The 25,365-nt window shown below is 71.1% G+C and carries 27 protein-coding genes; 10 read left to right on the forward strand and 17 right to left on the reverse strand.

The genetic code is table 11. The features are described from left to right. Window positions 1–3: 3 nt before the first annotated feature. The 8 genes from ahcY to GA0111570_RS10965 form a co-directional block, all read right to left on the reverse strand. Window positions 4–1,431, reverse strand: coding sequence for an adenosylhomocysteinase (gene ahcY, locus GA0111570_RS10930; RefSeq protein ID WP_092610697.1), 1,428 nt, complete (start codon window positions 1,429–1,431; stop codon window positions 4–6). Window positions 1,432–1,604: 173 nt separating this feature from the next. After that, window positions 1,605–2,294, reverse strand: a complete 690-nt coding sequence (locus GA0111570_RS10935) for a DUF3618 domain-containing protein (protein ID WP_092610700.1) — start codon at window positions 2,292–2,294, stop codon at window positions 1,605–1,607. After that, the gene (locus GA0111570_RS10940) at window positions 2,291–2,788 is read right to left on the reverse strand and encodes a phage holin family protein (protein ID WP_092610703.1); all 498 of its coding nucleotides are present in this window, start codon (window positions 2,786–2,788) and stop codon (window positions 2,291–2,293) included. Before GA0111570_RS10940 ends, GA0111570_RS10935 begins: the two co-directional genes overlap by 4 nt. Beyond that, window positions 2,785–3,714 carry a F0F1 ATP synthase subunit B family protein gene (locus tag GA0111570_RS10945; RefSeq protein WP_092610706.1) on the reverse strand — a complete coding sequence of 310 codons (930 nt, stop codon included), beginning with the start codon at window positions 3,712–3,714 and terminating at the stop codon, window positions 2,785–2,787. Before GA0111570_RS10945 ends, GA0111570_RS10940 begins: the two co-directional genes overlap by 4 nt. Window positions 3,715–3,857: 143 nt before the next feature. After that, window positions 3,858–4,886 carry an SIS domain-containing protein gene (locus GA0111570_RS10950; RefSeq protein WP_092610709.1) on the reverse strand — a complete coding sequence of 343 codons (1,029 nt, stop codon included), beginning with the start codon at window positions 4,884–4,886 and terminating at the stop codon, window positions 3,858–3,860. 38 nt (window positions 4,887–4,924) lie between these two features. Further along, the gene (locus tag GA0111570_RS10955; protein WP_092610712.1) at window positions 4,925–5,149 is read right to left on the reverse strand and encodes a Trm112 family protein; all 225 of its coding nucleotides are present in this window, start codon (window positions 5,147–5,149) and stop codon (window positions 4,925–4,927) included. A 121-nt stretch (window positions 5,150–5,270) separates the two neighbouring features. Continuing rightward, on the reverse strand, window positions 5,271–6,656 hold the full coding sequence (locus GA0111570_RS10960) for a phosphohexomutase domain-containing protein (protein ID WP_092610715.1): 1,386 nt from the start codon (window positions 6,654–6,656) through the stop codon (window positions 5,271–5,273). A 43-nt stretch (window positions 6,657–6,699) separates the two neighbouring features. Then, on the reverse strand, window positions 6,700–7,107 hold the full coding sequence (locus GA0111570_RS10965; RefSeq protein WP_092610718.1) for a DUF3499 domain-containing protein: 408 nt from the start codon (window positions 7,105–7,107) through the stop codon (window positions 6,700–6,702). Window positions 7,108–7,204: 97 nt separating this feature from the next. Here GA0111570_RS10965 and GA0111570_RS10970 point away from each other — a divergent pair, with 97 nt between their 5' ends. Next, the gene (locus tag GA0111570_RS10970; protein ID WP_092610721.1) at window positions 7,205–7,657 is read left to right on the forward strand and encodes a metallopeptidase family protein; all 453 of its coding nucleotides are present in this window, start codon (window positions 7,205–7,207) and stop codon (window positions 7,655–7,657) included. A 217-nt stretch (window positions 7,658–7,874) separates the two neighbouring features. Here the strand turns inward: GA0111570_RS10970 and GA0111570_RS10975 are convergent, their stop codons facing one another. The 3 genes from GA0111570_RS10975 to GA0111570_RS10985 all read right to left on the reverse strand — a co-directional run bounded on the left by GA0111570_RS10975 (window position 7,875) and on the right by GA0111570_RS10985 (window position 10,415). Beyond that, window positions 7,875–8,138 carry a WhiB family transcriptional regulator gene (locus GA0111570_RS10975; protein WP_092610740.1) on the reverse strand — a complete coding sequence of 88 codons (264 nt, stop codon included), beginning with the start codon at window positions 8,136–8,138 and terminating at the stop codon, window positions 7,875–7,877. 308 nt (window positions 8,139–8,446) lie between these two features. Continuing rightward, the gene (locus GA0111570_RS10980) at window positions 8,447–9,289 is read right to left on the reverse strand and encodes a hypothetical protein (RefSeq protein WP_092610743.1); all 843 of its coding nucleotides are present in this window, start codon (window positions 9,287–9,289) and stop codon (window positions 8,447–8,449) included. 46 nt (window positions 9,290–9,335) lie between these two features. Beyond that, window positions 9,336–10,415 carry a mannose-1-phosphate guanylyltransferase gene (locus GA0111570_RS10985; protein WP_092610746.1) on the reverse strand — a complete coding sequence of 360 codons (1,080 nt, stop codon included), beginning with the start codon at window positions 10,413–10,415 and terminating at the stop codon, window positions 9,336–9,338. 35 nt (window positions 10,416–10,450) lie between these two features. Here GA0111570_RS10985 and GA0111570_RS10990 point away from each other — a divergent pair, with 35 nt between their 5' ends. Then, on the forward strand, window positions 10,451–11,221 hold the full coding sequence (locus GA0111570_RS10990) for a TIGR03089 family protein (RefSeq protein ID WP_092610749.1): 771 nt from the start codon (window positions 10,451–10,453) through the stop codon (window positions 11,219–11,221). Window positions 11,222–11,230: 9 nt separating this feature from the next. Here the strand turns inward: GA0111570_RS10990 and GA0111570_RS10995 are convergent, their stop codons facing one another. Further along, window positions 11,231–12,280: a glycosyltransferase family 2 protein gene (locus GA0111570_RS10995; RefSeq protein WP_092610752.1), complete on the reverse strand. Its 1,050-nt coding sequence runs from the start codon at window positions 12,278–12,280 to the stop codon at window positions 11,231–11,233. A gap of 39 nt (window positions 12,281–12,319) precedes the next feature. Then, entirely contained in the window at window positions 12,320–13,906 is a 1,587-nt protein-coding gene (locus GA0111570_RS11000) for an LCP family protein (RefSeq protein ID WP_139283219.1), read from the reverse strand. 147 nt (window positions 13,907–14,053) lie between these two features. Here GA0111570_RS11000 and GA0111570_RS11005 point away from each other — a divergent pair, with 147 nt between their 5' ends. Then, the gene (locus tag GA0111570_RS11005; protein ID WP_092610758.1) at window positions 14,054–15,391 is read left to right on the forward strand and encodes an LCP family protein; all 1,338 of its coding nucleotides are present in this window, start codon (window positions 14,054–14,056) and stop codon (window positions 15,389–15,391) included. 70 nt (window positions 15,392–15,461) lie between these two features. On the opposite strand, the gene purE is transcribed toward GA0111570_RS11005, so the two are convergent. Beyond that, entirely contained in the window at window positions 15,462–15,956 is a 495-nt protein-coding gene (gene purE, locus GA0111570_RS11010) for a 5-(carboxyamino)imidazole ribonucleotide mutase (RefSeq protein WP_092610761.1), read from the reverse strand. A gap of 90 nt (window positions 15,957–16,046) precedes the next feature. Next, window positions 16,047–17,243 carry a 5-(carboxyamino)imidazole ribonucleotide synthase gene (locus tag GA0111570_RS11015; RefSeq protein ID WP_281245202.1) on the reverse strand — a complete coding sequence of 399 codons (1,197 nt, stop codon included), beginning with the start codon at window positions 17,241–17,243 and terminating at the stop codon, window positions 16,047–16,049. Window positions 17,244–17,400: 157 nt separating this feature from the next. On the opposite strand from GA0111570_RS11015, the gene trpS reads away from it, so the two are divergent. Next, on the forward strand, window positions 17,401–18,498 hold the full coding sequence (gene trpS, locus GA0111570_RS11020) for a tryptophan--tRNA ligase (RefSeq protein ID WP_092610767.1): 1,098 nt from the start codon (window positions 17,401–17,403) through the stop codon (window positions 18,496–18,498). A 46-nt stretch (window positions 18,499–18,544) separates the two neighbouring features. Here trpS and GA0111570_RS11025 read toward each other — a convergent pair whose 3' ends face one another. Together GA0111570_RS11025 and GA0111570_RS11030 are read right to left on the reverse strand one after the other, a co-directional pair. Continuing rightward, complete coding sequence (locus GA0111570_RS11025) at window positions 18,545–19,072, reverse strand: GtrA family protein (RefSeq protein WP_245703140.1); 528 nt, start codon at window positions 19,070–19,072, stop codon at window positions 18,545–18,547. Window positions 19,073–19,131: 59 nt separating this feature from the next. Further along, complete coding sequence (locus tag GA0111570_RS11030) at window positions 19,132–19,959, reverse strand: biotin--[acetyl-CoA-carboxylase] ligase (RefSeq protein ID WP_092610770.1); 828 nt, start codon at window positions 19,957–19,959, stop codon at window positions 19,132–19,134. A gap of 169 nt (window positions 19,960–20,128) precedes the next feature. Here GA0111570_RS11030 and GA0111570_RS11035 point away from each other — a divergent pair, with 169 nt between their 5' ends. The 6 genes from GA0111570_RS11035 to GA0111570_RS11060 all read left to right on the forward strand — a co-directional run bounded on the left by GA0111570_RS11035 (window position 20,129) and on the right by GA0111570_RS11060 (window position 25,223). Further along, entirely contained in the window at window positions 20,129–21,700 is a 1,572-nt protein-coding gene (locus GA0111570_RS11035; protein WP_092610772.1) for an acyl-CoA carboxylase subunit beta, read from the forward strand. Then, complete coding sequence (locus GA0111570_RS11040; protein ID WP_092610775.1) at window positions 21,697–21,999, forward strand: acyl-CoA carboxylase subunit epsilon; 303 nt, start codon at window positions 21,697–21,699, stop codon at window positions 21,997–21,999. The genes GA0111570_RS11035 and GA0111570_RS11040 overlap by 4 nt, the downstream gene beginning before the upstream one ends. Before the next feature lie 10 nt (window positions 22,000–22,009). Further along, complete coding sequence (locus GA0111570_RS11045) at window positions 22,010–22,708, forward strand: Maf family protein (protein WP_245703141.1); 699 nt, start codon at window positions 22,010–22,012, stop codon at window positions 22,706–22,708. 12 nt (window positions 22,709–22,720) lie between these two features. Continuing rightward, window positions 22,721–23,650, forward strand: a complete 930-nt coding sequence (locus GA0111570_RS11050) for a decaprenyl-phosphate phosphoribosyltransferase (protein WP_092610778.1) — start codon at window positions 22,721–22,723, stop codon at window positions 23,648–23,650. 16 nt (window positions 23,651–23,666) lie between these two features. Continuing rightward, window positions 23,667–24,425 carry a decaprenylphospho-beta-D-erythro-pentofuranosid-2-ulose 2-reductase gene (gene dprE2, locus GA0111570_RS11055; protein ID WP_092610781.1) on the forward strand — a complete coding sequence of 253 codons (759 nt, stop codon included), beginning with the start codon at window positions 23,667–23,669 and terminating at the stop codon, window positions 24,423–24,425. Between the two features lie 129 nt (window positions 24,426–24,554). Next, window positions 24,555–25,223 carry a LamB/YcsF family protein gene (locus GA0111570_RS11060; RefSeq protein ID WP_092610784.1) on the forward strand — a complete coding sequence of 223 codons (669 nt, stop codon included), beginning with the start codon at window positions 24,555–24,557 and terminating at the stop codon, window positions 25,221–25,223. The last annotated feature ends 142 nt before the right edge of the window (window positions 25,224–25,365 follow it).

Consider the following 25,365-nt stretch of genomic DNA (forward strand, 5'->3'; position numbering starts at 1 on the left):
TCCTCAGTATCGGTAGAAGTCCGGCTTGTACGGTCCCTCGACGGGCACGCCCAGGTAGGCCGCCTGCTTGGGGGTCAGCTTGGACAGGCGGACGCCGAGCGAGTCCAGGTGCAGCCGGGCCACCAGCTCGTCCAGGTGCTTGGGCAGGCGGTGCACGCCGACCGGGTAGGTGTCGTGCTTGGTCCACAGCTCGATCTGGCCGAGTACCTGGTTGGTGAAGGAGTTGGACATCACGAAGCTGGGGTGGCCGGTCGCATTGCCCAGGTTGAGCAGGCGCCCCTCGGACAGGACGAGGACGCCGTGGCCGTCGGGGAAGATCCACTCGTCGACCTGCGGCTTGATGGTGATCCGCTTGATGCCGTCCCAGGCGGCCACGCCGGCCATGTCGATCTCGTTGTCGAAGTGGCCGATGTTGCCGACGATGGCCTGGTGCTTCATCTGGCTCATCTGCTCGGCGGAGATGACGTCCAGGTTGCCGGTCGCGGTGACGAAGATGTCACCGATGCCGACGACGTCGTCGAGGGTGGCGACCTGGTAGCCGTCCATGGCCGCCTGCAGCGCACAGATCGGGTCGATCTCGGTGACGATGACGCGCGCACCCTGGCCCCGCAGGGACTGGGCGCAGCCCTTGCCGACGTCGCCGTAGCCGCAGACGACGGCGACCTTGCCGCCGATCAGGACGTCGGTCGCCCGGTTGATGCCGTCGATCAGCGAGTGGCGCACGCCGTAGATGTTGTCGAACTTGGACTTGGTGACCGCGTCGTTGACGTTGATCGCGGGCCACAGCAGGCTGCCCTCCTGGGCGGCCTGGTAGAGGCGCATCACACCGGTGGTGGTCTCCTCGGTGACGCCCTGGATGCTGCCGGCGACGGCGACCCAGTCGACGATGCCCTCCTCCAGCGAGGTGCGCAGGGCGCCGAACAGGGCGCGCTCCTCGTCATTGGTGGCATCGGCCGGGTCGGGCAGGGTGCCGGCGCCCTGGTGCTTGGCGGCCAGGTGCACCAGCAGCGTGGCGTCACCCCCGTCGTCCAGGATCATCGTCGGCAGCTGTCCGTCGGGCCAGCGGAAGGTCTGGGTGGCGGCCCACCAGTACTCGTCCAGCGACTCGCCCTTCCAGGCGAAGACCGGCTGGCCCTTGGGGGCGTCGGTGGTGCCCTGGCCGACCGCGATCGCGGCGGCGGCGTGGTCCTGGGTGGAGAAGATGTTGCAGGATGCCCAGCGGACCTCGGCACCGAGCTCGACCAGGGTCTCGATCAGCACCGCAGTCTGGATGGTCATGTGCAGGGAGCCGGCAATCCGGGCACCCGCCAGGGGCTGCTGGGGACCGTACGTCACCCGCATCGCCATCAGCCCGGGCATCTCGTGCTCGGCGAGGGTGATCTCGCGGCGGCCGAAGTCGGCCAGGGAAAGGTCAGCGACGCGGTAGTCCATGGTGGGCAATGCTACTCGGTGTCGGCGACCGGTTCGGGGCACAGCCGCGGGCGCGGTCACGGCGGTCGGGTCGGGACTCGTGTGCTTCATGGTTGGTGCGCCTCTCGGCTCGGGACGGACAGGGCGATGGGCCCCCGGGGCATCCGGAGGCCCATCGCCCATCGGCATGCGGGTCAGTAGCCGGGGCCCTGACCGCCGGTCACGTTCCCCTTGGCCCGGGCCGCGTCCTGCTTCACCGTGTCGGCACTTGACCGGGCGTCCTCACGAACCGTCTCGGCTCCGGACCTCGCGGTCTCCTGCACGGAGCTCATCGCGTCCTGGGCGACGGGCTTGACGTTCTCCACTGCCTCCTGGGCGACAGCCTTGGCCTCCTCGACGAGGGGGGCGGCCTGCTCCTTGACCCGCTGCGCCGCGCGGCGCTCGGGCTCGGAGGCCGGCATCAGGGCTGCCACCACCCCACCGAGGCCGAACGCGACCAGCCCGAGGGCGAGCGGGGCACCCTGGGTGCGGCGCCGCAGCTGGCGGGGTGCATCGGCAGCGGCATCACGTACGCCGTGGGCGACGTCGCTCACGCCCTCGCGGGCCTGGTGGGCGATGCCCGACACCCCGGACGAGGTGTCACCGGAGCCGAATCCGGTGTCGTGGTAGCGCTCGTACCCGTACGCGTCGTAGTAGATGTCGTCATCGTCGGAGCCGAAGAGGCGCTCGCGCAGCGAGCCTGCGCCGGAGCGGACCTTGCGGACCTGTCGTCGGGCGATCTGTCGGGGGCTCGCCTCGTCGGCCAGCGCGTTCACGTCGTAGCTGAGGTTCGCCCGGGTCCGGTCGATGTCGCGGCGGATCTCGTCGGGATCGTTGGTACTCATCGGTTGTTCTCCTCGTGGCCCTTGAGGGCATCAGGGATCTGGGTCAACGTTTCCTTGGTCTGCGGAACGCCCGCCGCCTTCTTCATCTGGGACCGGCCTACAACCGCGAGGATCGCGGCCACCACGGCCCAGATCGCCGCCACGATCAGGCCCGAAGGGGCCAGGGCGGGGGCATCGGCAGTGCCGATGGCGCGTCCGATGACCCACCACAGGGCCAGGGAGACGAACGTGGCCACCATCAGGGCTGCCACCGCGGCACCGGCGAACATCCCGGCGCCGGCACCCGCGCGCTTGGCCGTCTCGCTGGCCTCCGCCTTGGCGAGGGCCACCTCCTGGCGCAAGAGCGTGGACAGGCCCTCGCCCAGGTCGCCGACGATCTCGCCGATCGACCGGTCGTCCCCGGGCACGCGGGCAGGCTCCACTGTCGCGCCGGACGGCGTGACGCCCGAGGCCGCTCGCGGCGGTGGGCTGCTGTACTGGCTCGGCTGGCTCATCGTCGGGTGTCTCCGATCGAACCGGGATCCATGGGACCTGTCCCCATCGAACCGGTACCCATCGAACCGGTACCCATCGAACCGGTACCCATCGAACCGGTGCCGAGGGAACCGCTCTCCCCGGTCAGCCCGCTGGCCGAGGCCGGGCCGGTGGTCGGTTCCACCAGCCGGTCGTACGGCTCGGTCTGGGCACGCACCGGTCCCTGCTGGAGGTAGCCGGGCTCGCCGTACGCAGACCGTCCGCGGAGCTGGGCGTTGCTGTCCTCGGCCGGCGAGCCCGCCTGCAGTGCGCGGGCGAAACGGCCGACGACCAGCCCGGCCCCCGCGGCGGCCGCGAGGAAGCTCACCGGGTTGCGCCGGGCGTAGCGGCGGACCGCTGCCAGCGCCTCGTCCGGGCCGTGCTGCTCCAACCAGTCGGCCGCCCGGCCCCCGCGCTCGGCGAGGTCGCCGGCGAACTGGGTGGCCGGTCCTGACTGGTCGGAGCCGGCAGCCATCTGCTGGACCTCGTCCGCCAGCTCTCGCAGCCGACCACCGAGGCGGGTCATCTGGGAATCGGCCTGGGTGCGGGCCTCGGTGACGCTCTCGTCGAGGAGTCGTCGGGCCTGCGCACCGGTCTCGGCCTTCACCTCCGATGCCTGGTCTCCGACGGTCGACATCACCTTCTTGGCCTCGTTCTGGGCGCTGTCTGCGGTCTCGCGCCCCGCGTCCGCCAGCGAGCCGCTGTCGCCGGACCGCGACCCGGTGCCTGCTGGTGAGCCTGTCCCGGCGAGCGAGCCGGTACCTGCCGGTGCGCCCATCCCGGCCAGCGAGCCGGTGCCGTCCGGTTGGGCGCTGGGGTCACCGAACGCCTGGGACTCGGTCGGATCGTAGGGAGCGGTGCCGGTCTGGTAACCCGTGGGGCGGGTGGGTTCATTCGGGGTCGTCATCGCGTCTCCATTCCTGCCGTCGGCACCGTGCGGTGCCGGGTAGGAACAGTTTGTCGATTCATGGACCCAACAAAAAACATCCCATCGGGTGTGTCTCCGGTCACATCATTGGGCCTAGGGTTACCCGGGCCGGTCGCAGCGGCTCAGCCGTCGAGGCTGGCACCCAGGCCGATGCCGAGGTAGGCGGCGACGAAGCGTCCCTTCTGCAGCAGCGTGACGTAGCGGGCCAGGTCCTCACCGTCGCCGGCCTGAAGGGTGTCGCTGCGTACGTCGACCCGGTCGCAGGCCACCCGCAGGGCAGTGGCCGCACGGGCGACGTCGACACCGGACTCGCCGTCGTCCATGATCAGCAGGCACGGGCGCCGGTCGGCCTTCGGGCCGTCCTCGAACGGGTCGGCGAACGGATTGACCGGCTCGGTCGCCCGGATGACGGCGATCAGGTCGTCGGCATCCGCGGAGAGCGCGGCCCGTCCGGTCACCGCCCGCAGGGCGGAGGCCACCCGGCGCGCGGCGCGGGCGGACAGCACGGATCCGCCCCACACCAGGGGTTGGGCGTCGGCGACGGCACAGGCCAGCCCCTTGGCCGAGTTGGACGACAGGTCCACGAACGGTGACGCGGCCTCGGCGACCATGTCGGCGGCGTCGGCGACCGACTCCACCGACACCGGGGGTCCCAGGTGCAACTCGTGCAGGGCAGCCAGCACCAGCATCGCGGCGGCGAGCGGGTCCCCGGTGCTGGTCCCGACCAGGGTCGTCGAGCGCGAGGCTGCGAACTCCGCCACCGAGGAGGCCTCGGGGGCGGCGATCAGGATCCGGGCGCCGCGACGGGTGGCCTCCTGGGCCGACTCGATCAGGGCCGGAGCCGATCCCTCCGTGGCGAGGATGAGGACCAGGTCGAGCGGTCCGACCCAGCCGGGCAGACCCGGCCAGGGCCAGGCGACGAACGGGACCGGGCAGACCGGCTCCAGCACGGCCCGGATCAGACGACCCTCCGAGCCGACGGCGATGACCGCACGCGGCCGGTCCTCCTCGCGCAGTCCGAACACGGTATTGGAGGCGCTGAACCACTCGGTGCGCAACCGGGCGCCGCACTCGGCCAGTCGGCGCAGCTCCGCGTCGTACGTCTGCAGGACCTCACGGTCCTCGAGTCGGGAGTCGTCGAAGTCTGCCATGGTGTCTCCTTGCGCCTGGGGGGACCGGTCGCGGGTGGCTAGTGGTCCTGGGTGCCCGGGGCACCGTGGCCGGTGTCGGCGCCATGGGGGTTGCGGGCCTCGTCGACCAGCAGTACCGGGATGCCGTCCCGGACCGGGTAGGCCAGGCCGCAGCCGTTGCCGGTGCACACCAGCTCGTTCTTGTCGTGGTCCACCGCCAGCGGTGCATGGCAGTTGGGGCAGGCCAGCACGTCGAGCAGTGCCGGGTCCAGGTCGACGGCCATCTGTTCCTCCTCGGGGCCCGCCGGGGTCGGCGGGCGGTTCGTGTACGTCAGTGTAGGAGCATTCCCGGCACCGTGCCCCTGCCAGGATGCGCACCTGCGGCGTCCCCGGGCCGGTCCGGGATCAGGAGCGAATCAGTGCGAGCACCTCGTCGCGCACGGACTCCATCGTGGTCCGGTCAGAGGCCTCCACGTTGAGCCGCAGCAGGGGCTCGGTGTTGGAGGGACGCAGGTTGAGGCGCCAGCCCGCACCGTTGACGGTCAGCCCGTCGATCCGGTCCGCGCTCCCGCGGCCGTCGAAGGCCGCGGCGACGACGTCCATCGAGGCCTGCTGGTCGACCACGTCGGAGTTGATCTCGCCCGAGGGGACCCGGCGGGCGAACTGCTCCACCAGCGCCGAGAGCGGCTGGTCGGAGTGGCCCAGCAGCGAGAGCACGTGCAGCCCGGCGAGCATGCCGGTGTCGGCGAAGTAGAAGTCGCGGAAGTAGTAGTGGGCCGAGTGCTCCCCACCGAAGATGGCGTTGTGCTCGGCCATCAGCGCCTTGACGTACGTGTGGCCGACCTTGGAGGTGACCGTGTGCCCGCCGTGCTCGGCGACCACCTCGGGCACGGAGGCGGAGGTGATGGTGTTGACCACGATGGTGCCACCGGGCTCGCGCTCCAACTCCTGGACGGCGATCATCGCGGTGATGGCCGAGGGTTCGACGACTGCACCGGTCTCGTCGATCGCGAAGCAGCGGTCGGCATCGCCGTCGAAGACCAAGGCCAGGTCAGCGCCGGTCTCGACGACCCGACGCTGGGCGTCGACGAGGTTCTCCGGCACCAGCGGGTTGGGCTGATGGTTCGGAAACGAGCCGTCGAGCTCCCCATAGAGGACGTCGAGGTCCAGCCCCAGCGGCCCGAGGACGCTGGGGGCGGTGTGACCTGCCATGCCGTTGCCGGCGTCGACGACCACCCGGAGCGGGCGGATGCCGTCCAGCGGAACCAGGGAGTGCAGGTGCGCGGCGTACTCCTGGAGGTAGTCCTGCTCGCGGTAGGAGCCGTTCCTGGCTCCGGCGGCGGCCACCGTGGCGAGGTCGGGACCGGCGGCGTCGAGGGCCATCGCCTCGGTCCTCAGCCGGGTGAGGAACTCGGCGGTCACCGGGCGCGCCCCGGACAGGCAGAACTTGATCCCGTTGTAGTTCGCGGGGTTGTGCGAGGCGGTGAACGTCACCCCCGGCAGGTCGAGATAGCCGGAGACGAACCACAGTTCGTCGGTGGAGGTGAGTCCGGCATCGATCACCCGGGCGCCCTCGCTGCGAGCACCCGAGACGAAGGCCGCCGCGAGCGCCGGACCGCTGTCCCGCATGTCGCGGCCGAGGACGAACTCCACCGGCCCGTCTTCCAACCCCTTCATCAGGCGGGCGTACGTGACGCCGAGCGCGGTGGCACCCGCGACATCCCACTCGGGGGTGTCCCCCGTGGTCACGCCGCGGATGTCGTTGGCCTTGAATATCTGTTCCTGGAGCATCGCCGTGATGCTATCGCCTGGCGGGACGCAGCGCAGCCGATCGTCAGCTGCGTCGCGGCTTGCCGCGATGCGAGCCGGCTTCGTTGGCGGCATCCTTGAGCATGGTCAGGTGGCCCTTGTGGGCAACCTCACGCACCCCGGAGCGCTCGGCATAGTCACCTGGCTCGGAGGGCTGGTCCTCGGCCAGGCCGACGCGGCGCACCGCATCCGCCAGGGCCATCAGGTCGTCACTGTCACGTTGGTCCGGCTCCCCGGACAACGGCAAGCGGATCACGTCCCACCCCCGGGGGGCGGACAGCCGCTGGGAATGCTCCTGGCACAGGTCGTACGCCACCGGGTCCGCCCGCGCCGACAGCGGACCGAGGACAACCTGCTGGTCGGAGTAGGCGAAGGTCAACGTCGCCACCGCCGCTCTGCCGCAGCCCGATCGCGTACACCGCCTGGTCGTCACCCCTGAACGGTACCCCTCCGAAACACGACCGGGTGGATTGCCTGGATCGTGTCGTCGCGCCTCCCCTGCCGGTGGTGGCAGCGGCTATCCTGCCGACATGCCCACCCCCCGCCGACGTGACCGCCACCAGCGTGGCCTGCGCGGGCCGATGGCGTTGCCGAACCGGTGGACCGGCCGCCCGGTCCGGGTGCCGCGCCGGCCCGACGACCGGGAGTTCTTCGCCCAGGCCCTGGCCGAGGCGATCGCCACGATCGCGAAGAGCTGCCCGCGGGCCCTGGAGGGGATCAGCGTGTCGATGGCGGACGTCCCCGACCTGCCGGCGGCCTGGCGCCACCACAGCGTCCCGCTCGCGGCAGCGGTGGAGTCACCCGACGGCCGGGCGGCCGAGGTGGTGGTCTACCGGCGTCCGCTGCAGCTGCGGGCGGCCTCCCGGGACGGCCTGCGGATCCTGGTCCGCCGCACCCTGGTCGAGCAACTGTCCGTCGTCACCGGACTCCCGACCGAGGAGATCGACCCCGAGGGCTCCCCCACGCCCGACGACAACGATTGAACCCGCCAGGATGAAGAACGACAACGATTGAACCCGCCAGGATGAAGAACGAGAGAGAGGCACCCGCCGGGGTGCCTCTCTCTGCTGGGGTCGTGCTGCGTTTCAGGTCGTGCCGTGCTTCAAGTCGATGTGTGCTGCGGGTCGTTCTGTCCTCGTACGAAGCCCTGCGGGGGGAAGCCGGCTCCAGACGATTCGTCCTTTCAGACGATGCACTTCTTCAAACGATGCTCTTCTTGAGCTTGCGACGTTCGCGCTCGCTCAGTCCACCCCAGATACCGAAGCGCTCGTCGTTCGCGAGCGCGTAGTCGAGACATTCGGAGCGGACGTCGCAGGACTGGCACACAGCCTTTGCCTCGCGAGTCGATCCACCCTTCTCGGGGAAGAATGATTCTGGGTCTGTCTGAGCGCAGAGGGCGCGCTCCTGCCAGCCCAGAATTCCCTCGTCCCCACCTCCGTCGAGGACGGTCAGCCACTCGTCCATGCGTTCCTCCTGGTTTCCCGGATGAACTGCCCGTGGGGGTCGGACAGCCGATGCTTTGTACAGATGGCCGGACGTCAAATCCGGCCATTGTGTCTGGATACACTGCGCCATTGCTCGGTGGTCCATCTGGTGCATCGCACTCGATGCCGTCAGAATCACAGGCATGTAGTTAACGGTGCCCTTCAGACATTACGACATCGGCCCGAGGCTCCGCAACGCCCATCCACAACATCTCGGCAACATTCCGCGTGTCGGATGGCCCTGACCCAGCAATACACCCTCGGATCCGACCGGATCCCAGTGCGCTGTCAGTCCTTGTCCCGGCCGGAGCCCTCCCAGAGCCCGCGATCCAGCTGGCCGGGGGCTGCCGAGGGGCGGTTCGGCGTGGTCGGGCCGGTCGGCCCTCCAGCCGGGGCAGACCCCGCGGCCGGCGGTCCTGCGGGCCCCTGCTCGAGCCCGGGCCGCGAGGTCGACGGCTCCCAGCCGAACGGCGTGCTGTCGTCACCCCAGGCCGCGCCACTGCCACGGGCTGCGTCCGCGGCGGTCGTCCAAGCGGCCCCCGATGCCTCGTCGGGCGCCCAGGTCGGAGCGGAGCCGTCCACGGCAGCGCCTGCGCTCCCGGCTGCGGACGCCTGCTCTGCTTCCGCTCCGGCCGTGACCGCGGGCGCGTCCGCGGAGGACTCGACCGCTCGCCCGGCCTGGGCACTCGCGCGCCGTGCGGCGCCGGTGACCGTCCCGAGCGCCACGCACAGCAGGACCGGCACGACCGAGGAGACGATGATGTCGGCCACCTCGATGGCCCGGTCGGGTCCCCGCAGCTGGGGGGCCCACAGGCCGGCGATGCCGACCCCGATCGACACCGCCACCGCCACCGAGGCCGCCCAGGTGGCCGCGACGGCCAGGGCGGGGGCGTTCTCGAGGCGCGGTCGGACCCAGACGTCGGCGACGACGAAGAGCAGCAGCACCAACAGCACCGGCACCGAGACGAAGTCCTGGGCATGGCGGCCAGCAGCCTCGAGCGGCCCCAACCCGCCCTGGATGGCGAAACCGATCCGGACCGCACCGAGCACCAGCCAGGCGACCACCAGCCCGATCACGATCCGGGTGAACGGTCCGCGGCGCTTGCGCACCTCTGTCAGGACATCGGGCATCAGCACTCTCCTGGGGGAAGGACGATCAGGGTGGGTCGGCGGCAGGTCAGACGAAGGACTCCCCTGCCTCCTCCCGTACGGCGGCGACGAGGCTCTTGATCCGCTCGGTGTCCCCCTTGGGGCACACCAGCGTGACGTCCGCGGTCCGTACGACCACCATGTCCGACAGGCCGACGGTGGCCACCAGGTGACCGTCCCCGGTCCGGTTGATCACCAGTGTGTCGCGACTGTCCAGGTGGACCACCGGCCCCTCGCCGGCGTTGCCCTCCGCATCGTGCGGCAGCTGGTCCGCCAGGGCCGGGAAGCCGCCGATGTCGTACCACTGGATCGGCAGCGACACGACCAGCACCCGGGAGGGACCTCCGGCTCGCGAGACGGGCTCCATGATCGCGTAGTCGACACTGATCTTGGGGGCCTGCAGGAACAGCTCGTCGACCCGCCCGGGATCCTCGGCGATTGCCGCGACGATGTTGTACGACTCAGGTGCCAGGACCCGGAGCTGGGCCAGGAAGGTGGCGGCCCGCCAGACGAACATCCCGGAGTTCCACCAGTACTCCCCCGACGCCAGGTAGCGCTCGGCGGTGGCCCGGTCGGGCTTCTCCCTGAACTCGCGGACCGTGGTGACCTCGGCGAAGCCGGGGACCGGTTCTCCGCGGTGCAGGTAGCCGTAGCCGGTGTGCGGGGTGGTCGGCACGACGCCGAACGTGACCAGGGCCTCGGGTTCGGCGTCGACGACCTCGAAGGCCACGTCGAGCCGCTCCCGGAAGGTGTCGTCCGGGCGCATGATCTGGTCCGCCGTCACCACGGCGACGGTGGCCTCGGGGTCGAGGCGGTCCAGCACGGCGGTCGGCCAGGCCATCGCGTTCAGCGAGTCCCGCCCGACCGGCTCACCCAGGATGTGGGAGGGATCGATCTCGGGCAGCTCGGCCTCCACCACGTCGCGGTAGGACCGGCCGGTGCAGACCCAGACGTGGTCCGCGCCGACCACCGGCGCGACCCGCTCGTAGGCGATCCGCAGCAAGCTCTTGTCCTCCACCAGGTGCAGGAGCTGCTTCGGCATCCCCTTGCGCGACAACGGCCACAGCCGTGTCCCCGACCCACCGGCAACGATCACCACATGACGCATGGCGCCAGCCTAGGGGATGTGGATACCGTGGCCGCATGCGCAATGCCGGTGAGCACCTGTCCTTCGACCACGCCCTGCGCGACCGGGTCCGCCGCCGAGGCGGGGACCCGCTGCTCACCTACTACGCCCCCTCGAGCGGGGTGCGCATCGAGCTGTCGCCGCGCACGTTCGTGAACTGGGTCGACAAGACCGCCAACCTGCTGGTCGACGAGCTGGACCTCGCCGAGGGCGACTCGGCGGTGCTGCCGCTCGCCGTCGCACACCCGGGCCACTGGACCACGCTGGTGTGGATCGCGGCGCTGTGGCAGGTGGGGGTGCTGGTCCGTGGTCCCGGGGCCGTGGTGGCCGCGGGATCCCCGGACCTGGTGGTGACCGGACCCGAGGAGTACGAGCACGACTTCCCCGGTGCCCGGGCGCTCGGGGCGCGCGCGGTGGTGGCATGCTCGCTGCACCCGTTCGGCCTGGGCTTCCCCGGTCCGACCTCCCCCGGCGTGCTGGACTTCGGCGCGGACGTCCCCTCGCAACCGGACGTGTACATCGCCGCCCCGGCCACCCCCGGAGCACCGCTGTGGCAGGACAGCGAACGGACGCTGGACTGGGCCGGCGTCCGGGACGCGGCGGGCTCCCTGCTGGCGGCCGACGGGACGTACGGGCGCCGGACGGTGCTGCCGACGGCGGCCTATCCGACCCTGCTCACGGCCCTGGTCGGGCCCGTCCTGGGCGACGGATCGGCGGTCATCATCGACGGACCGGTCGAGGACCGGGCCGTTGCGGAGATCTCCGCGGCCGAGCGCTCGGAGGCCTGAGGGGTCGGGTCAGAGCGGGCCGGACGGCCCCTCCGGGCGCTCCCCGGGACACAGGCCGACCAGGAAGCCCAGGCCCCAGCACATGTGCATGGTCGCGAAGACGAGAGGGAGCCGGGCCCGGACCGGCCAGGGCAGGTCCCGGCGCAGGGCGGCCGCTCCGGCCACGACCATCGCGAGGTAGCCGAGCGGGGCCAGCCAGCCCAGGCGCATCGGGCCGACCCGGTGGTAGCTGCCGTGGGCGCCGACGGCCACTCCGCCGACCACCGCTACGACGGCCAGCGGCGAGGCCAGGTACCGGGCATTCAGGGTCTCGGGGTGACGCCGGACGACCTCGCGGCGCCACTTGCCGGTCTCGTAGAACTGCTCCGCAAGGGCCCGCAGGGTCGATCGCGGCCGATAGGTGACCCGCAGCTCGGGGGTGAACCAGACCGTCTCGCCGTGCTGGCGCAGCCGGTAGTTCAGCTCCCAGTCCTGGGCGCGGTACAGCGTCTCGTCGTAGCCGCCGACCGCCTGGAGCGCATCCTTGCGGAAGCTGCCCAGGAACACGGTGTCGGCCGGTCCCTGCGGCGAGGTCCGCAGGTGGAAGGTGGAGCCGCCCAGCCCGAGCCTGCTGGTGTACGCCACCGCGACGGCCTGCTCGAAGGGTGTGACGCCCTGGGCGTCCATGATCCCGCCGACGTTGGCCGCGCCGGTGCGCTGCAGGGTCTCCACCGCTGTCGCGACGTAGCCGTCGGCGAGCTCGCCATGCCCGTCGACCCGGATCACGATGTCGTGGCCGGCCGCCGCGATCGCCATGTTCAGGCCGGCCGGCGTACGTCCGGTGGGGTTGTCGACCAGCCGTACGCGTGGATCGGTCGCGGCCAGCCGCTCGGCGATGGCATGCGTGTCGTCCGTGCTGGGCCCGACCGCGATGACCACCTCGAGGGTGCCGGGATACTCCTGGCCGAGGACGCGGGTGACGGCGTTCTCCAGATGGCGCGACTCGTTGCGCACCGGCATCACGATGCTCACCGGCGGGTACTGGGCCGGGGTCACCGGCTGCTGCGCGCTGTCGCTCATCATCGTCCTCACTCGTGGTGGCGCTGGCCGCGCCACACGCTACCCGGCCGAGGCTACTCGGCAGATGACGTCGAGATCGTCGGTCTCCGGAGCGGTGGACGCCGGCGCGCCGGCCTTCGCCGCCGCGGCCTTGGTCTGTTCGGGAGCCCCGCTCGTCCGGGTCGGCGCTACGGGGGCCGGAGCGGTGGAGTTGGGTGCGGTGGAGGCCGCTGCGACCGGTGCTGCCGCGGGGGCCGTGGTACGGGGAGCGGTCGAGGCAGCCGCCGAGGTGTGGTCGCGCTGGGCCTGGCGGTCCAGGTCCTCCGCCGTCCGGATGTGGTCCTTCACGGTGGTCCGGACCACGTCGAACTTCGGGTTGCCCGGATAGACCAGCGGTGGGACGAAGCTGACGCTGGTGATCGGCAGCGCCCGCGACTTCAGGGCCAGGTCGGAGAGGCGGCCGACGTCACTGCGCGGGACGTCTGTCACGACGATCCGGCCGCCGGCGGTGGCCAGCTCGTCGAACTTGGCGACCATCGTCACCGGGTCGGCCTGGTGCAGGACAGCGGCCATCACGCACTTCTGCCGCTGCATCCGCTCGAAGTCGTTGGACCCCTCGCGGGAGCGGGCGAACCAGAGCGCGTGGTAGCCGTCGAGGTGCACCCCCTGCCCGGCCCGGATCCAGCCCAGGATCGGGGAGCTCCCGCCGCCGATCGGTACGTCGCGGGTGATGTCGAGGGTGATCCCGCCGAGGGCGTCGACCAGGCCGCTGAAGCCGGCCATGTCGACCATGGCGTAGTAGTTGATGGTCAGGCCGGTGGTCGCCTCCACCGCCTCCTTGGTCGCCTGCGCGCCGGGATCGGCGACGCCCTTGTAGACCTTTGGGTCCTGCTCGGCGGCCTGCGTCGCGGTCGTGTACACGGCATTGAGCAGGCACGAGTGGTCCGGGCAGCTGAAGCCGTCGGGGTAGCGCTCGTGCATCGGCGAGTCCTCGGGGAAGGGCACGTCCTCCAGGTTCCGGGGCAGGGAGAACAGCACCGTCCGTCCGGTACGGACGTCCACGCTGGCCACGGTGATGGAGTCCGGCCGCAGGCCCACCCGGCTCTGGCCCGCATCGGCCCCCAGCAGCAGCACGTTCACCCTGCCGTCGGTGGCACGGGCGCTGCCGCCGCCGGTGAAGACCGCCCCCAGGGTCCGGGTCGAGCTGACGGCCGCCCGGGCGCCGAGCCCGTACGACGAGCCGACCAGGACGACCAGGGCCAGGGTCACGGCGGCGAAGACCTGCCGGTGGCGCCGGTCCATGCCCGGCGGGTAGCTGAGCCGCCACGCGTCGATGAACAGGACGATCCAGCCCAGGGCACCGCCGACCAGTACGACGACGAGCAGGGCCAGGACCAGCGGGTTGGCCACGACGGTGACCAGGGCGGACCAGGAGAGCAGGCCGATCAGGGCCAGTAGCAGGCCCAGTCCGAGGACGGCGCCCCAGATCCGCAGGGCGAGGCGTCCGACGCGCCGGTGTCCCACCGCCAGCTGCGCGGAACCCGGCGCGATGGCGCTGAGCAGCAGGAGTCCGACACCACGGCGCACCCGCACCGCCTCGGCGGCCCGATCGGGATCGACTGCACGCGCACTCGCTGGTGGGGACACTGCGGGGACTTTCCATGAGAGGACGACTGTCGGTGCCGGGGCACCGACGACGCTAGGGCAGGAGGTGGGGCCTCGCACGGCGCCACGCCGCTGAGGGGGCAAGTCGGGGTGACCGGGCACTCAGCAGGCCCTAGTACCCTCGTCGCCATGGCAGGACGCGACGACGACCTCGACTGGCTCTACGGCCGGGGCGAGGACCACGCGCCGGACTCCCGGCCCTTCGGGGAGGAGCCGGCGCCCTCTTCGGCGCCCCCGCCACCACCCGATCCGTACGAGCATCCCGCCCCTCGCCCGGAACCGTACGGCCGGGCGGAAGGGCCCTCGGACCCCTACGGCCGCTCGCAACGGCCCGATCGCTACGGGCGGGCGGAGCTGCCGCCGGACCCGCACGTCCGTCCGGTCCCGGCGCCCCGGGCCTCTCCCCCCCAGGGCGAGCGCCCCCCGGACGCCCCGCCGCCACCCCCGCCGTCGGCGATGCGCCGACCTCCCCGCCCGGCGGGCAAGCCGCGCGACGCCCGTCCGCGCAAGCACCCGCGGACCCGCCGACAGCTGCAGGTGGTCATCGCCGTGCTGCTGGTCTACCTGCTGGCCTTCCCGGCCTGGGCATGGTTCGGGTCGGGCCGCGTGGACGCCACCTCCGCCGGCAACCGGCCACACCTGCAGGCGGGCATCACCCTGCTGATGACCGGGTCCGATTCCCGGGCCGGGATGACGGACGCGCAGAAGCGTGCGCTGGGCACCGGCAGTGCCGCGGGCGAACGTTCCGACACGATCATGCTGCTGCACGTCCCGGTGCTCGGCGCCCCCACCTTGCTGTCCATCCCCCGCGACTCGTACGTCTCGGTCCCGGGCCACGGCAAGAACAAGATCAACGCCGCCTACTCCATCGGTGGGCCGGCGCTGCTGGCCCAGACCATCGAGGAGAACACCGGCGTACGCATCGACGGCTACGTCAGCCTCGGCTTCGACGGCTTCGTCTCGGTCATCGACGCGCTCGGCGGGATCAGGATGTGCCTGCCCGCACCGATGAAGGACGCCAAGGCGCACATCGACCTGCCCGCCGGCTGCCAGGTCCTGACCGGCGCCAACGCCCTGGGCTACGTACGGATGCGCTACTCGGACCCGCGCGGCGACATCGGCCGGGCCGAGCGGCAGCGCCAGATGGTCGCCGCCACGGCGAAGAAGGCGCTCTCGCCGCTGACACTGATCAACCCGGTGCGCTGGATCAGCCTGAACAACGCCATCCGTGGCGCCGTCTCGCGCGGCCAGGACACCGGCCCGCTGGATGCACTGGCGCTGGTCTACGGGGCCGGGTTCATCGGCATGGGCGGTGGGCACACCTTCGCAGTCCCGGTGTCCAACCCGGACTACAAGACATCTGTCGGCGAGGCCGTGCTGTGGGACCAGGCGAAGGCGAAAGAGGTCTTCCACGCGTTCGCCACCGGCAACACGATCGGCCTGGGCCGGTTCGACGCGGGCAACTGACCCGCGGCGAACCGGCCCGCACCGACCGAGCTGCCTTGGATCAGTGCTGACGGACTCAGTGCTGCCGGGCTCAGTGCTGCCGGATCTTCTCGCCCTTGGACTCGGCCGTGGCGCGCAACTCGTCCTGGAACTCCAGCATCCGGTCGGTCAGCTGCGGGTCGCCGGCCGCGAGGATACGGACCGCCAGCAGGCCGGCGTTGCGCGCGTTGCCGATGGCGACGGTCGCGACGGGGACACCGGCGGGCATCTGGACGATCGACAGCAGCGAGTCCATCCCGTCGAGGTACTTCAGCGGCACCGGCACCCCGATCACCGGCAGCGGCGTCAGGGCGGCGAGCATCCCGGGCAGGTGGGCGGCCCCTCCGGCTCCGGCGATGACCACCTCCAGGCCGCGGCGGTGGGCGTTGCGGCCATAGGACAGCATCGCCTCGGGCATCCGGTGCGCGGAGACGACATCGGCCTCGTACGGGATGCCGAACTCCGACAGCGCGATCGCCGCCGGTTCCATCACCGGCCAGTCGGAGTCAGATCCCATCACGATGCCGACGCGGGCGTGGTCACTCATTGCGGTTCCCCCTCATTGCGGTTCCCCCTCATTGCGGTTCCCCCTCATTGCGGTTCCCCCTCATGCCGTTCCCCCTCATGCCGTTCCCCATCAGTCCAGGTCTCCCATCAGGTACTGCGCGGCGTGCTGCGCGCGGGCGCGTACGTCCTCCAGATCCGGGCCGTACGCGGTGACGTGCCCGACCTTGCGGCGCGCCTTGACGGCCTTGCCGTAGAGCTCGACCTTCAGCTGCGGATCCCGGGACAGGACGTGCAGCAGGCCGTCAGCGAGGTCCTCGCGCGAGCCGCCGAGCACGTTCACCATCACCGTCCACGACGCTCGCGACGCGGGATCGCCCAGCGGCAGGTCGGCGATGGCCCGCAGGTGGTTCTCGAACTGCGAGGTGTGCGCGCCGTCGATCGACCAGTGGCCGGTGTTGTGCGGGCGCATCGCCAGCTCGTTGACCAGGATGCGACCGTCGCGGGCCTCCATCAGTTCCACGGCCAGCACTCCGACCACGCCGAGTTCCTCGGCGATCCGCAGCGCCATCTGCTGGGTCGCGACGGCACGCTCGTCGGTCAGCCCGGGGGCAGGGGTCAGCGTCTCGGCACAGATGCCGCGGTCCTGGTAGGTCTCGGAGACCGGGTAGGTGACGCCCTGGCCCGAGGGGGAACGGACGACCAGCGCGGACAGCTCGCGGGTGAAGTCGACGAACTCCTCGGCCAGGATCTGCACCTCCCCGCTGGTGCCGGACCCCGCGGTGGTGCCGCCCCCGGCCTCGCCGGAGGCCAGCGCCTCGAACGGCTCGCCGGCCTGCTGCGGCCCGTCGATCTTCCACACGCCCTTGCCGTCGTAGCCGCCGCGGGAGGTCTTGGCGATCACCGGCCACCCGATCCGCTCCCCGAAGGCGGCCAGCTCCTCGGCCGACGCGACCACCTGGAACGCCGGGCAGGGCATCCCGAGCGCGGACAGCCGCTCGCGCATCACGACCTTGTCCTGGGCGTGCACCAGGGCCGCCGAGCCGGGACGTACGGCGATGCCGCGCTCCTCCAGCTGCTGCAGCAGGGTGGTCGGCACGTGCTCGTGGTCGAAGGTGATCGCGTCACAGCCCTCGGCGAAGGCCAGTACGGTCGCCGGATCGGTGTAGTCGCCGTACTCGACGTCGTGGGCGACCTGGGCCGCGCTCACGCCGGGCGCCTCGGCCAGCAGCTTCACGTGCAGGCCCAGCCGGATCGCCGGCCCGTACATCATCCGGGCCAGCTGGCCGCCACCGATGATTCCCACCACGAAGGGTCGCGCGTCACTCACGGACGACAAGGCTACCCCGCGCCCACCGTCCTGCTCGGGACGTACGTCACGCGGTCCACCGACGTACGTCCCGGCCACTGCGTTCCCTCCGGGCCGGCCGCCGGGAACGGTGAACACCCCGACCGCCCCGGCACCGGGGTGTGAGAACATTCACCCGATGACCGAGAACATGTCGCAGACCGACGCACCTGCCCCCGATGCCGCCGCCCCCGAGGTGGACCGCACCGGCCTGATCGCGCGCGAGCAGGACGTGCTCGCCCACCCGGAGCGCTACCGGATCCTGACCGGTGACCGCCCGACCGGTTCGCTGCACCTGGGCCACTACCTGGGCACCCTGCAGCGCCGGGTGCAGTTGCAGGACGCCGGCGTCCCGACGGTCCTGGTCATCGCCGATTTCCAGGTGATCACCGACCGGGAGGACCCGGGCGACATCCAGCGCAACGTCTACGAGATCCTCAAGGACTACCTGGCCTGCGGCATCGACCCGATGAAGACGGTCGTCTTCACGCACTCCTCGGTCCCGGCGCTCAACGAGCTGCTGCTGCCCTTCCTGTCGGTGGTGAGCCTGCCGGAGATGGAGCGCAACCCCACGGTGAAGTCCGAGCTGGCCGCGTCGGGCCAGCGGGTGCTCAACGGCCTGCTGCTCACCTACCCGGTGCACCAGGCCGCGGACATCCTGTTCTGCAAGGGCAACCTGGTCCCGGTCGGCCGCGACCAGCTGCCGCACGTGGAGCAGACCCGGGTGATCGCCCGGCGGATCAACGACCGCTACGCCGGCGGCCGTGAGGTGCTGCCGGAGGCGCAGGCGCTGCTCTCCCCCGCCCCGCTGGTGCTGGGCATCGACGGCGACAAGATGTCGAAGTCCCGCAACAACTTCATCTCGCTGTCGCACACCGCCGACGAGACCGCGAAGCTGTTCAAGAAGGCCAAGACCGACGCGGACCGGCACATCTCCTACGAGCCCGACACCCGCCCCGAGGTCTCCTCGCTGGTCCTGATCGGCGCCCTGCTCAGCGGCCAGGAGCCCGAGGACTTCGCAGCCACGATCGGGGACAAGGGCGGCAAGGCCCTGAAGGACGCCGTCACCGAGGCGGTCAACGAGCACCTGGCCCCGATCCGGGCCCGCCGGCTCGAGCTCGCCGAGGACCAGGCCCACCTCCGCGCGGTCCTGCGCGACGGCAACGAGCGCGCCAACGCCCTCGCCGAGGCCACCCTGGCCGAGGTCAAGGAAGCTCTCGGGATGGTCTACTACTGATCGACCCCCGGCACGTACGTCCCGACTCGGGGGCGTACGACCGGGCTCAGGCCTCGGTGGCTTCCACCCCGGCGGAAGCCGTCCCGGCCGCGACCACTGCCTGCCCGGACGTCGGCCGGAAGATCAGCCAGCGTTGCAGGCTGAAGTTCGCGACGGTCGCGGCGCCCTGGCCGAAGACGAACGAGATCGCCTGGACCACGAACTGCGGCAGGTGCTCCGCGGCCAGCAGCGGGAAGAGCTTGCTGAAGATCCCGACCTGCAGCGCGAACGTCAGCACGTACGTGAGCATGGTCAGTACGAACCGTCGCCTGGACGGTTGCGCCTTGAACGTGAACCGGCGGTTGAGTGAGTACGCCGTCACGGTCCCGGCGACGAAGGAGACGGCCTTGGCCGGTGTGTAGCCGAGGCCGATCGCCATCAGGATGAGGAGCAGGCCGAAGTCGACGACGGCCGACATCACGCCGGTCCCGAAGTACCGGATCACCTGCTGGACCAGGCCGACCCGCTCGATGTCCGGTGCGGCCGGGGGTGCCTGCACAACCTCCTGTGCCTGGCTGCTCCCGGGATTCGTCACCGACCCAGCCTAACCCGGGCGCAAGCCTGACCCGTGTTGCGCCTGCCGCGGTCCCGGGCTCACCTCAGGTGGGTGACGTCCCCGGCGGCGAAGCCCTCCACCCCGCTCGGGGTCCGGACGAGCACCTCGCCGGTGGGTCCGATCCCCACCGCGACACCGGTCACCGTCCGGCGACCGCCGCCTGGCGCGTCCAGCAGGACGCTCACGTCGCGGCCGATGGTCGAGCAGCTCTCCTCGTACGCGGCACGCAACTCCTCGAGCCGCCCCTCGTCCCAGAGCCGGTACATCTGCGACCAATCGGCCAGCACCTCGGCGACCAGGTCGGCCTTGTCCACCTCCACCCCGCACAGCGCCAGCGAGGTGGCGGTCGGCACCGGCAGCTCGTCCATGTCCAGTGACACATTGATCCCGAAGCCGACGATGCAGCCCGCCCCCGCCTGGCCCTCCACCCGCTCGGACAGGATGCCGCAGATCTTGCGACCCTCGACCAGGACGTCGTTCGGCCACTTCAGGGTGGCATCGACCCCGGTGGCCCGCCGGATCCCCCGGGCGATGGCGACCCCGGTCAGCAGGGAGAGCCACATCCACTCCAGGATCGGGCGGCGCGGCTGCACCACGACCGAGACGGCCACCGCGGTCCCCGGGGGCGCCTGCCAACGCCGGTCGAACCGGCCGCGCCCGGCGCTCTGGTGGTCGGAGACGAGCACCAGGCCCAGGCCGTTCCCGGCCCGCCACCGTTGGCTCGCATCCGCATTGGTCGAGCCGGTACTCGCGACCACCTCCACGGTTCGCCACAGGCCGGCGCCGGATGTCGGGTCCGGGCCGGTGGCCGGGCCCAGCAGGCGTTCGCGCAGGCGGACGGGATCGGTCGGTGCTGAGAGGGGCATGTCGGCCAGAGTAGCGGCGTTCCCGATTGTCCAGAGGCCCTGCAGGCGAACCCTTGACACGATAGAGTCACCTCCAGTCCGCCCTCGGGGTCAGGCGCGGCGCGCCCGTGACCCCCGGAGCGGTTGCATACATCGGAGTAGGCACCTCGAGGCGAAGGTTTTTTACAGCATGGACGTCGACATCCACACCACAGCCGGAAAGCTGGAAGATCTCAAGCGACGCGTCGATGAGGCGGTTCACGCGGGATCTGCAGCGGCAGTGGAGAAGCAGCACGCCAAGGGCAAGAAGACGGCCCGCGAGCGGATCGAGGCGCTGCTGGACGAGGGGTCGTTCGCTGAGCTGGACCAGTTCGCCCGGCACCGCTCGACCGCTTTCGGCCTGGAGGCCCGCCGCCCGTACGGTGACGGCGTCGTCACCGGCATCGGCGCGATCCACGGTCGTCCGGTCTGCGTGTTCTCCCAGGACGTGACCATCTTCGGCGGCGCCCTCGGCGAGGTCTACGGCGAGAAGATCGTGAAGATCATCGACTTCGCGATGAAGACCGGCTGCCCGCTGATCGGCATCAACGAGGGCGGTGGCGCCCGGATCCAGGAGGGCGTGGTCTCCCTCGGCCTGTACGGCGAGATCTTCCGCCGCAACACCCTCGCCTCCGGTGTCATCCCGCAGATCTCGCTGATCATGGGTGCCGCGGCCGGTGGCCACGTCTACTCCCCGGCCCTGACCGACTTCACCGTGATGGTCGACCAGACCTCGCAGATGTTCATCACCGGTCCGGCCGTGATCAAGACGGTCACCGGCGAGGACGTGTCGCTGGAGGACCTGGGCGGTGCCCGGACGCACAACACCAAGTCCGGCAACGCCCACTACCTGGCCGCCGACGAGGCGGACGCCCTGGAGTACGTGCGCGACCTGATCTCCTACCTGCCGCAGAACAACCTGGAGGACCCGCCGTACTACGACGAGGACGCCGACCTCTCGCTGAGTGAGATCGACCTCTCCCTGGACACCCTGATCCCGGACTCCCCGAACCAGCCGTACGACATCCGACGGGTGATCGAGGCTGTCCTGGACGACGAGGAGTTCCTCGAGGTCCAGGAGCTGTTCGCCCAGAACATCGTGGTCGGCTTCGGCCGGGTCGAGGGCCGTACGGTCGGCATCGTGGCCAACCAGCCGATGCAGTTCGCCGGTTGCCTGGACATCGACGCCTCCGAGAAGGCCGCTCGTTTCGTCCGTACGTGTGACTGCTTCAACATCCCGATCGTCACCTTCGAGGACACCCCGGGCTTCCTGCCGGGCACCGACCAGGAGTGGCAGGGCATCATCCGCCGCGGCGCCAAGCTGATCTTCGCGTACGCGGAGGCCACCGTCCCCCTGATCACGATCATCACCCGCAAGGCCTACGGCGGCGCGTACGACGTGATGGGGTCCAAGCACCTGGGTGCCGACATCAACCTCGCGTGGCCGACCGCCCAGATCGCCGTGATGGGCGCCGAGGGCGCGGTCAACATCCTGTACCGCAAGCAGCTCGCCAACGACGCCGATCCCGAGGCGCTCCGCAAGACGCTGATCGACGACTACAACGACACGCTGGCCAACCCGTATGTGGCGGCCGAGCGCGGCTACATCGACCAGGTCATCCAGCCGCACGACACCCGCCAGGAGATCGTCCGCGTGCTGCGGCTGCTGCGCTCCAAGCGCGAGAGCCTGCCGCCGAAGAAGCACGGGAACATCCCGCTGTGAGCGCCGAGGAGACGACAGTGGCCGACCCGACGACGGTGGCCGACGCGACAACGGTGGCCGACCCGACGACGGCTGTCGAGGAGCCCAGGCAGGCGGCGTTCCGCGTGGTCGGCGGCGCGCCGACCGAGGAGGAGCTCGCCGCGATCACCGTGGTGTTCGCGGCCCTGTCCGGGCCGGGGGCCCGACCGGGCAACGCCACCCAGCCGCGTTCGTCGCGGTACAACTCGTACTGGCGGGCGGTGCGGCGCACCTTCGCCACCGGCCGGGAGACGTGGAACTCGGGGATCCGCCAGTTCTAGTCTTGCGGTCGTGAGCAACGACACCATCGGACGGGCCGGGGCGGCCTCCCGACGACCGAGCCACCGCTTGGTCCTCGGGTCGGCCTCCCCGGCCCGTCTGTCCACCCTGCGCGCCGCCGGCCTGGATCCGGAGGTGGTCGTGTCCGGGGTGGACGAGGACCTGGACGACGACCACTCCCCCGCCGAGCTGGCCGGAACGCTCGCGCGCCTGAAGGCGCAGGCCGTCGCGCCGGTCGTGGCGGCCGACCCCGTCGACCGGCCCACCATCGTGGTCGGGTGCGACTCCGTGCTGGAGTTCGGCGGGCATGCGTACGGCAAGCCGGGCAGCGCCGAGGTCGCCATCGCCCGGTGGCACCAGATGCGCGGGGCGACCGGCGTGCTGCACACCGGACACCATGTGATCGTGCTGCCGGCCGGCCCTGTCCCGCTCGGCCCGGGTGGTCGCGACGGCACGGGCCCGGCCCGCTCCGCTGCCGCCGTCGGCAGCACCCTGGTCCGGTTCGCCTCCCCCACCGACGAGGAGATAGCCGACTACGTCGCGACCGGCGAGCCGCTGCGGGTGGCCGGTGCGTTCACCCTCGACGGGCTCGGCGGCGCCTTCGTCGCGGGCGTCGAGGGCGATCCGCACAACGTGGTCGGCATCAGCCTGACCCTGCTGCGCGAGCTGCTGGGGTCACTGGGAATCGGTTGGACACGGCTGTGGCAGTAGGCTGACGCCATCATGAGCACCACATCCGACGCCGGAACGACCGCCTCACCCCTCGCACCGGACTCGAGGCCACGTACGTTCCTCCCCGCCTGGCTGCGCGCCATGCGCCCCAAGCAGTGGGTCAAGAACATCCTCGTCCTCACCGCCCCGCTGGCCGCCGGGCGGATCTTCGAGGGCGGGGTGATCGTCGCGACCCTGCTGGCGATGGTCGCCTTCATCGCCGTCTCCTCGGCGATCTACCTGCTCAACGACATCCATGACATCGAGGCCGACCGCCAGCACCCCAAGAAGCGGTTCCGCCCGATCCCGGCCGGGGAGCTGCCGATCTGGCTCGCCTGGCTGCTGGCCCTGGTGGCCGCCGGCGGTGGCCTGGCCCTGGGCTTCTGGGTCTCGGTGCCACTGGGCATCACCCTGGCCAGCTACATGGCGATCCAGTTCCTGTACTCCTACCTGCTCAAGGACTTCCCGGTCGTCGACCTGGCGGTGGTGGCCTCCGGCTTCCTGCTGCGCGCGGTCGCCGGCGGCGTGGCCACCGGTATCCCGCTCAGCCAGTGGTTCCTCCTGGTCGCCTCCTTCGGGTCGCTGTTCATGGTCGCCGGCAAGCGCTACTCGGAGATCCGCCACCTCGGCCCGGAGGCGGGCACCCGCAAGTCGCTGGCCTCCTACACCGAGAGCTACCTGAAGTTCGTCTGGGAGCTCGGCGCCGTCGCCGTGGTGATGTCGTACAGCCTGTGGGCCTTCGAGCAGCGGGTCGCCGGTGGCGGTCGGGCGCTGTGGGCGGCCATCTCGATCTTCCCGTTCACCCTCGCGATGCTGCAGTACGCCTTCCGCATCGACCGGGGCGAGGGCGGCGCCCCCGAGGACGTCGTCCTGCACGACCGCGCGCTGCTGGTGCTCGGCCTGACCTGGCTGGTCACCATCGGCCTGGCCGTCTTCCTCTGACCCCTAGGAGTCCGACATGCTGGATGCCACCGCCAACCCCCGCTCGCTGCTGCTGCTCGGCGGCACCTCGGACATCGCCCTGGCGATCGCCCGGGCGTACGCCAAGGAGAGCCCGGCCCTGGACGTGGTGCTGGCCGCACGACCCTCCCCGGGACGATCCGCCGCCGCCGACGCGTTGCGTGCCGAGGGCGTCCGGGTCCGCGAGGTGGACCTCGATGCGCGCGCCACCGACACCCACGCCGCGACCATCGACGCCGCCTTCGCCGAGGGTGACGTCGACATGGCAGTGGTCGCCTTCGGCATCCTCGGCGAGGCCGAGCGCGCCTGGCAGGAACCTGCCCATGCGCTGGAGATGGCCGAGGTCAACTTCACCGCCCCGGTGCACCTGGGGGTCATGCTGGCCGACCGGCTGCGCGCCCAGGGACACGGCCAGATCGTCGTCCTCTCCAGCGTGGCCGGGGAGCGGATCCGCCGCTCCAACTTCGTCTACGGGGCCACCAAGGCCGGCCTGGACGGCTTCTACCGCGGCCTGTCCGAGGCCCTGCGCGGCTCGGGGGTCAACGTCATGGTGGTCCGGCCGGGCTTCGTGAAGTCGAAGATGACCGAGGGCCTGCGCACCGCTCCGCTGGCCGTGGTGCCCGACCAGGTGGCCGTCGAGGTCGTCGAGGGCGTACGCCTGCACCGCAGCGTGGTCTGGGCGCCCAAGCTGTTCCGCCTGGTGATGCTGGTGCTGCGCCTCGTGCCGCAGCCGATCTTCCGCAGGCTGCCGTTCTGAGTCCCCTCCCCCTTGCCGCCAGGTCCGGCCCGGACCTGGCGGCAAGGGCGGGAGCGGACCCGGGGTATCCTCAGATGACCGTACAGGGCACGTCGCTGACGCGACTGGCCGGATGAGAAGGCTGATGCAGTGCAACTAGACCTCAACGCGAGATTCGGCGAGTCACTCCGCCCGGAGAACCTCCGCTCCGACGAGGCGGTGCTGCCGTATATCTCCAGCGTCAACCTCCCCGGATGCCTGCACGCCGGCACCCCGCGCAGCGTCCTCGCAGCGATCCGGCGGGCCCTGGCGGCGGGCGTCCAGCTGGGGGTGGCGGTGGGCTACCGCGACTTCCTCGGCGGCGGCGACCGCTACCTCGACGTGGCGTACGAGGACCTGTACCCCGAGCTGATCTACCAGATCGGCGCGCTGGACTCGCTGGCCTTCTCCGAGAACGGCCGGCTGTCCTTCGTCCGACCGACCGGGGCGCTGGCCCGGATGGCCGGCCGCCGCAAGGACCACGCCGAGGCGATCGTACGCGCCATCGCGGCGTACGACCCGGACCTGCCGCTGGTGCTGCACCACAGCTCTCCCATGCTGGAGGTGGCCGCCGAGGCAGGACTCAACGTGATCGTCGACTATCCGGCCACCTCGGTGGAGCGGATGCGTACGTCGGTGGGCCGGATCGCCGCCGACGGACGGCCCGAACACTCGGTCTCGCTGAACCTGGACCCGATCACCGCGCCGGTCGTGGTGAAGACGCTACGCGAGCTCGGTCACACCTGTGGCGCTCCCCAGCCCGCACGACGCGGTATGTGAGCCTCCACCCGCTAGTCTGACCTGGTAGAGGTCGGCTCCCGGTTGCCCAACCTGCCACGACACGGAGCTCGAGGCCATAGACTCTGGCCCGAGACAGTGCCGTCGCGGCTTGGTGTCGTGGGGCGGTTCAGAGTGGAACCCA

It is taken from the genome of Raineyella antarctica, assembly GCF_900092135.1.
In the GTDB taxonomy this organism is placed as follows: domain Bacteria; phylum Actinomycetota; class Actinomycetes; order Propionibacteriales; family Propionibacteriaceae; genus Raineyella; species Raineyella antarctica.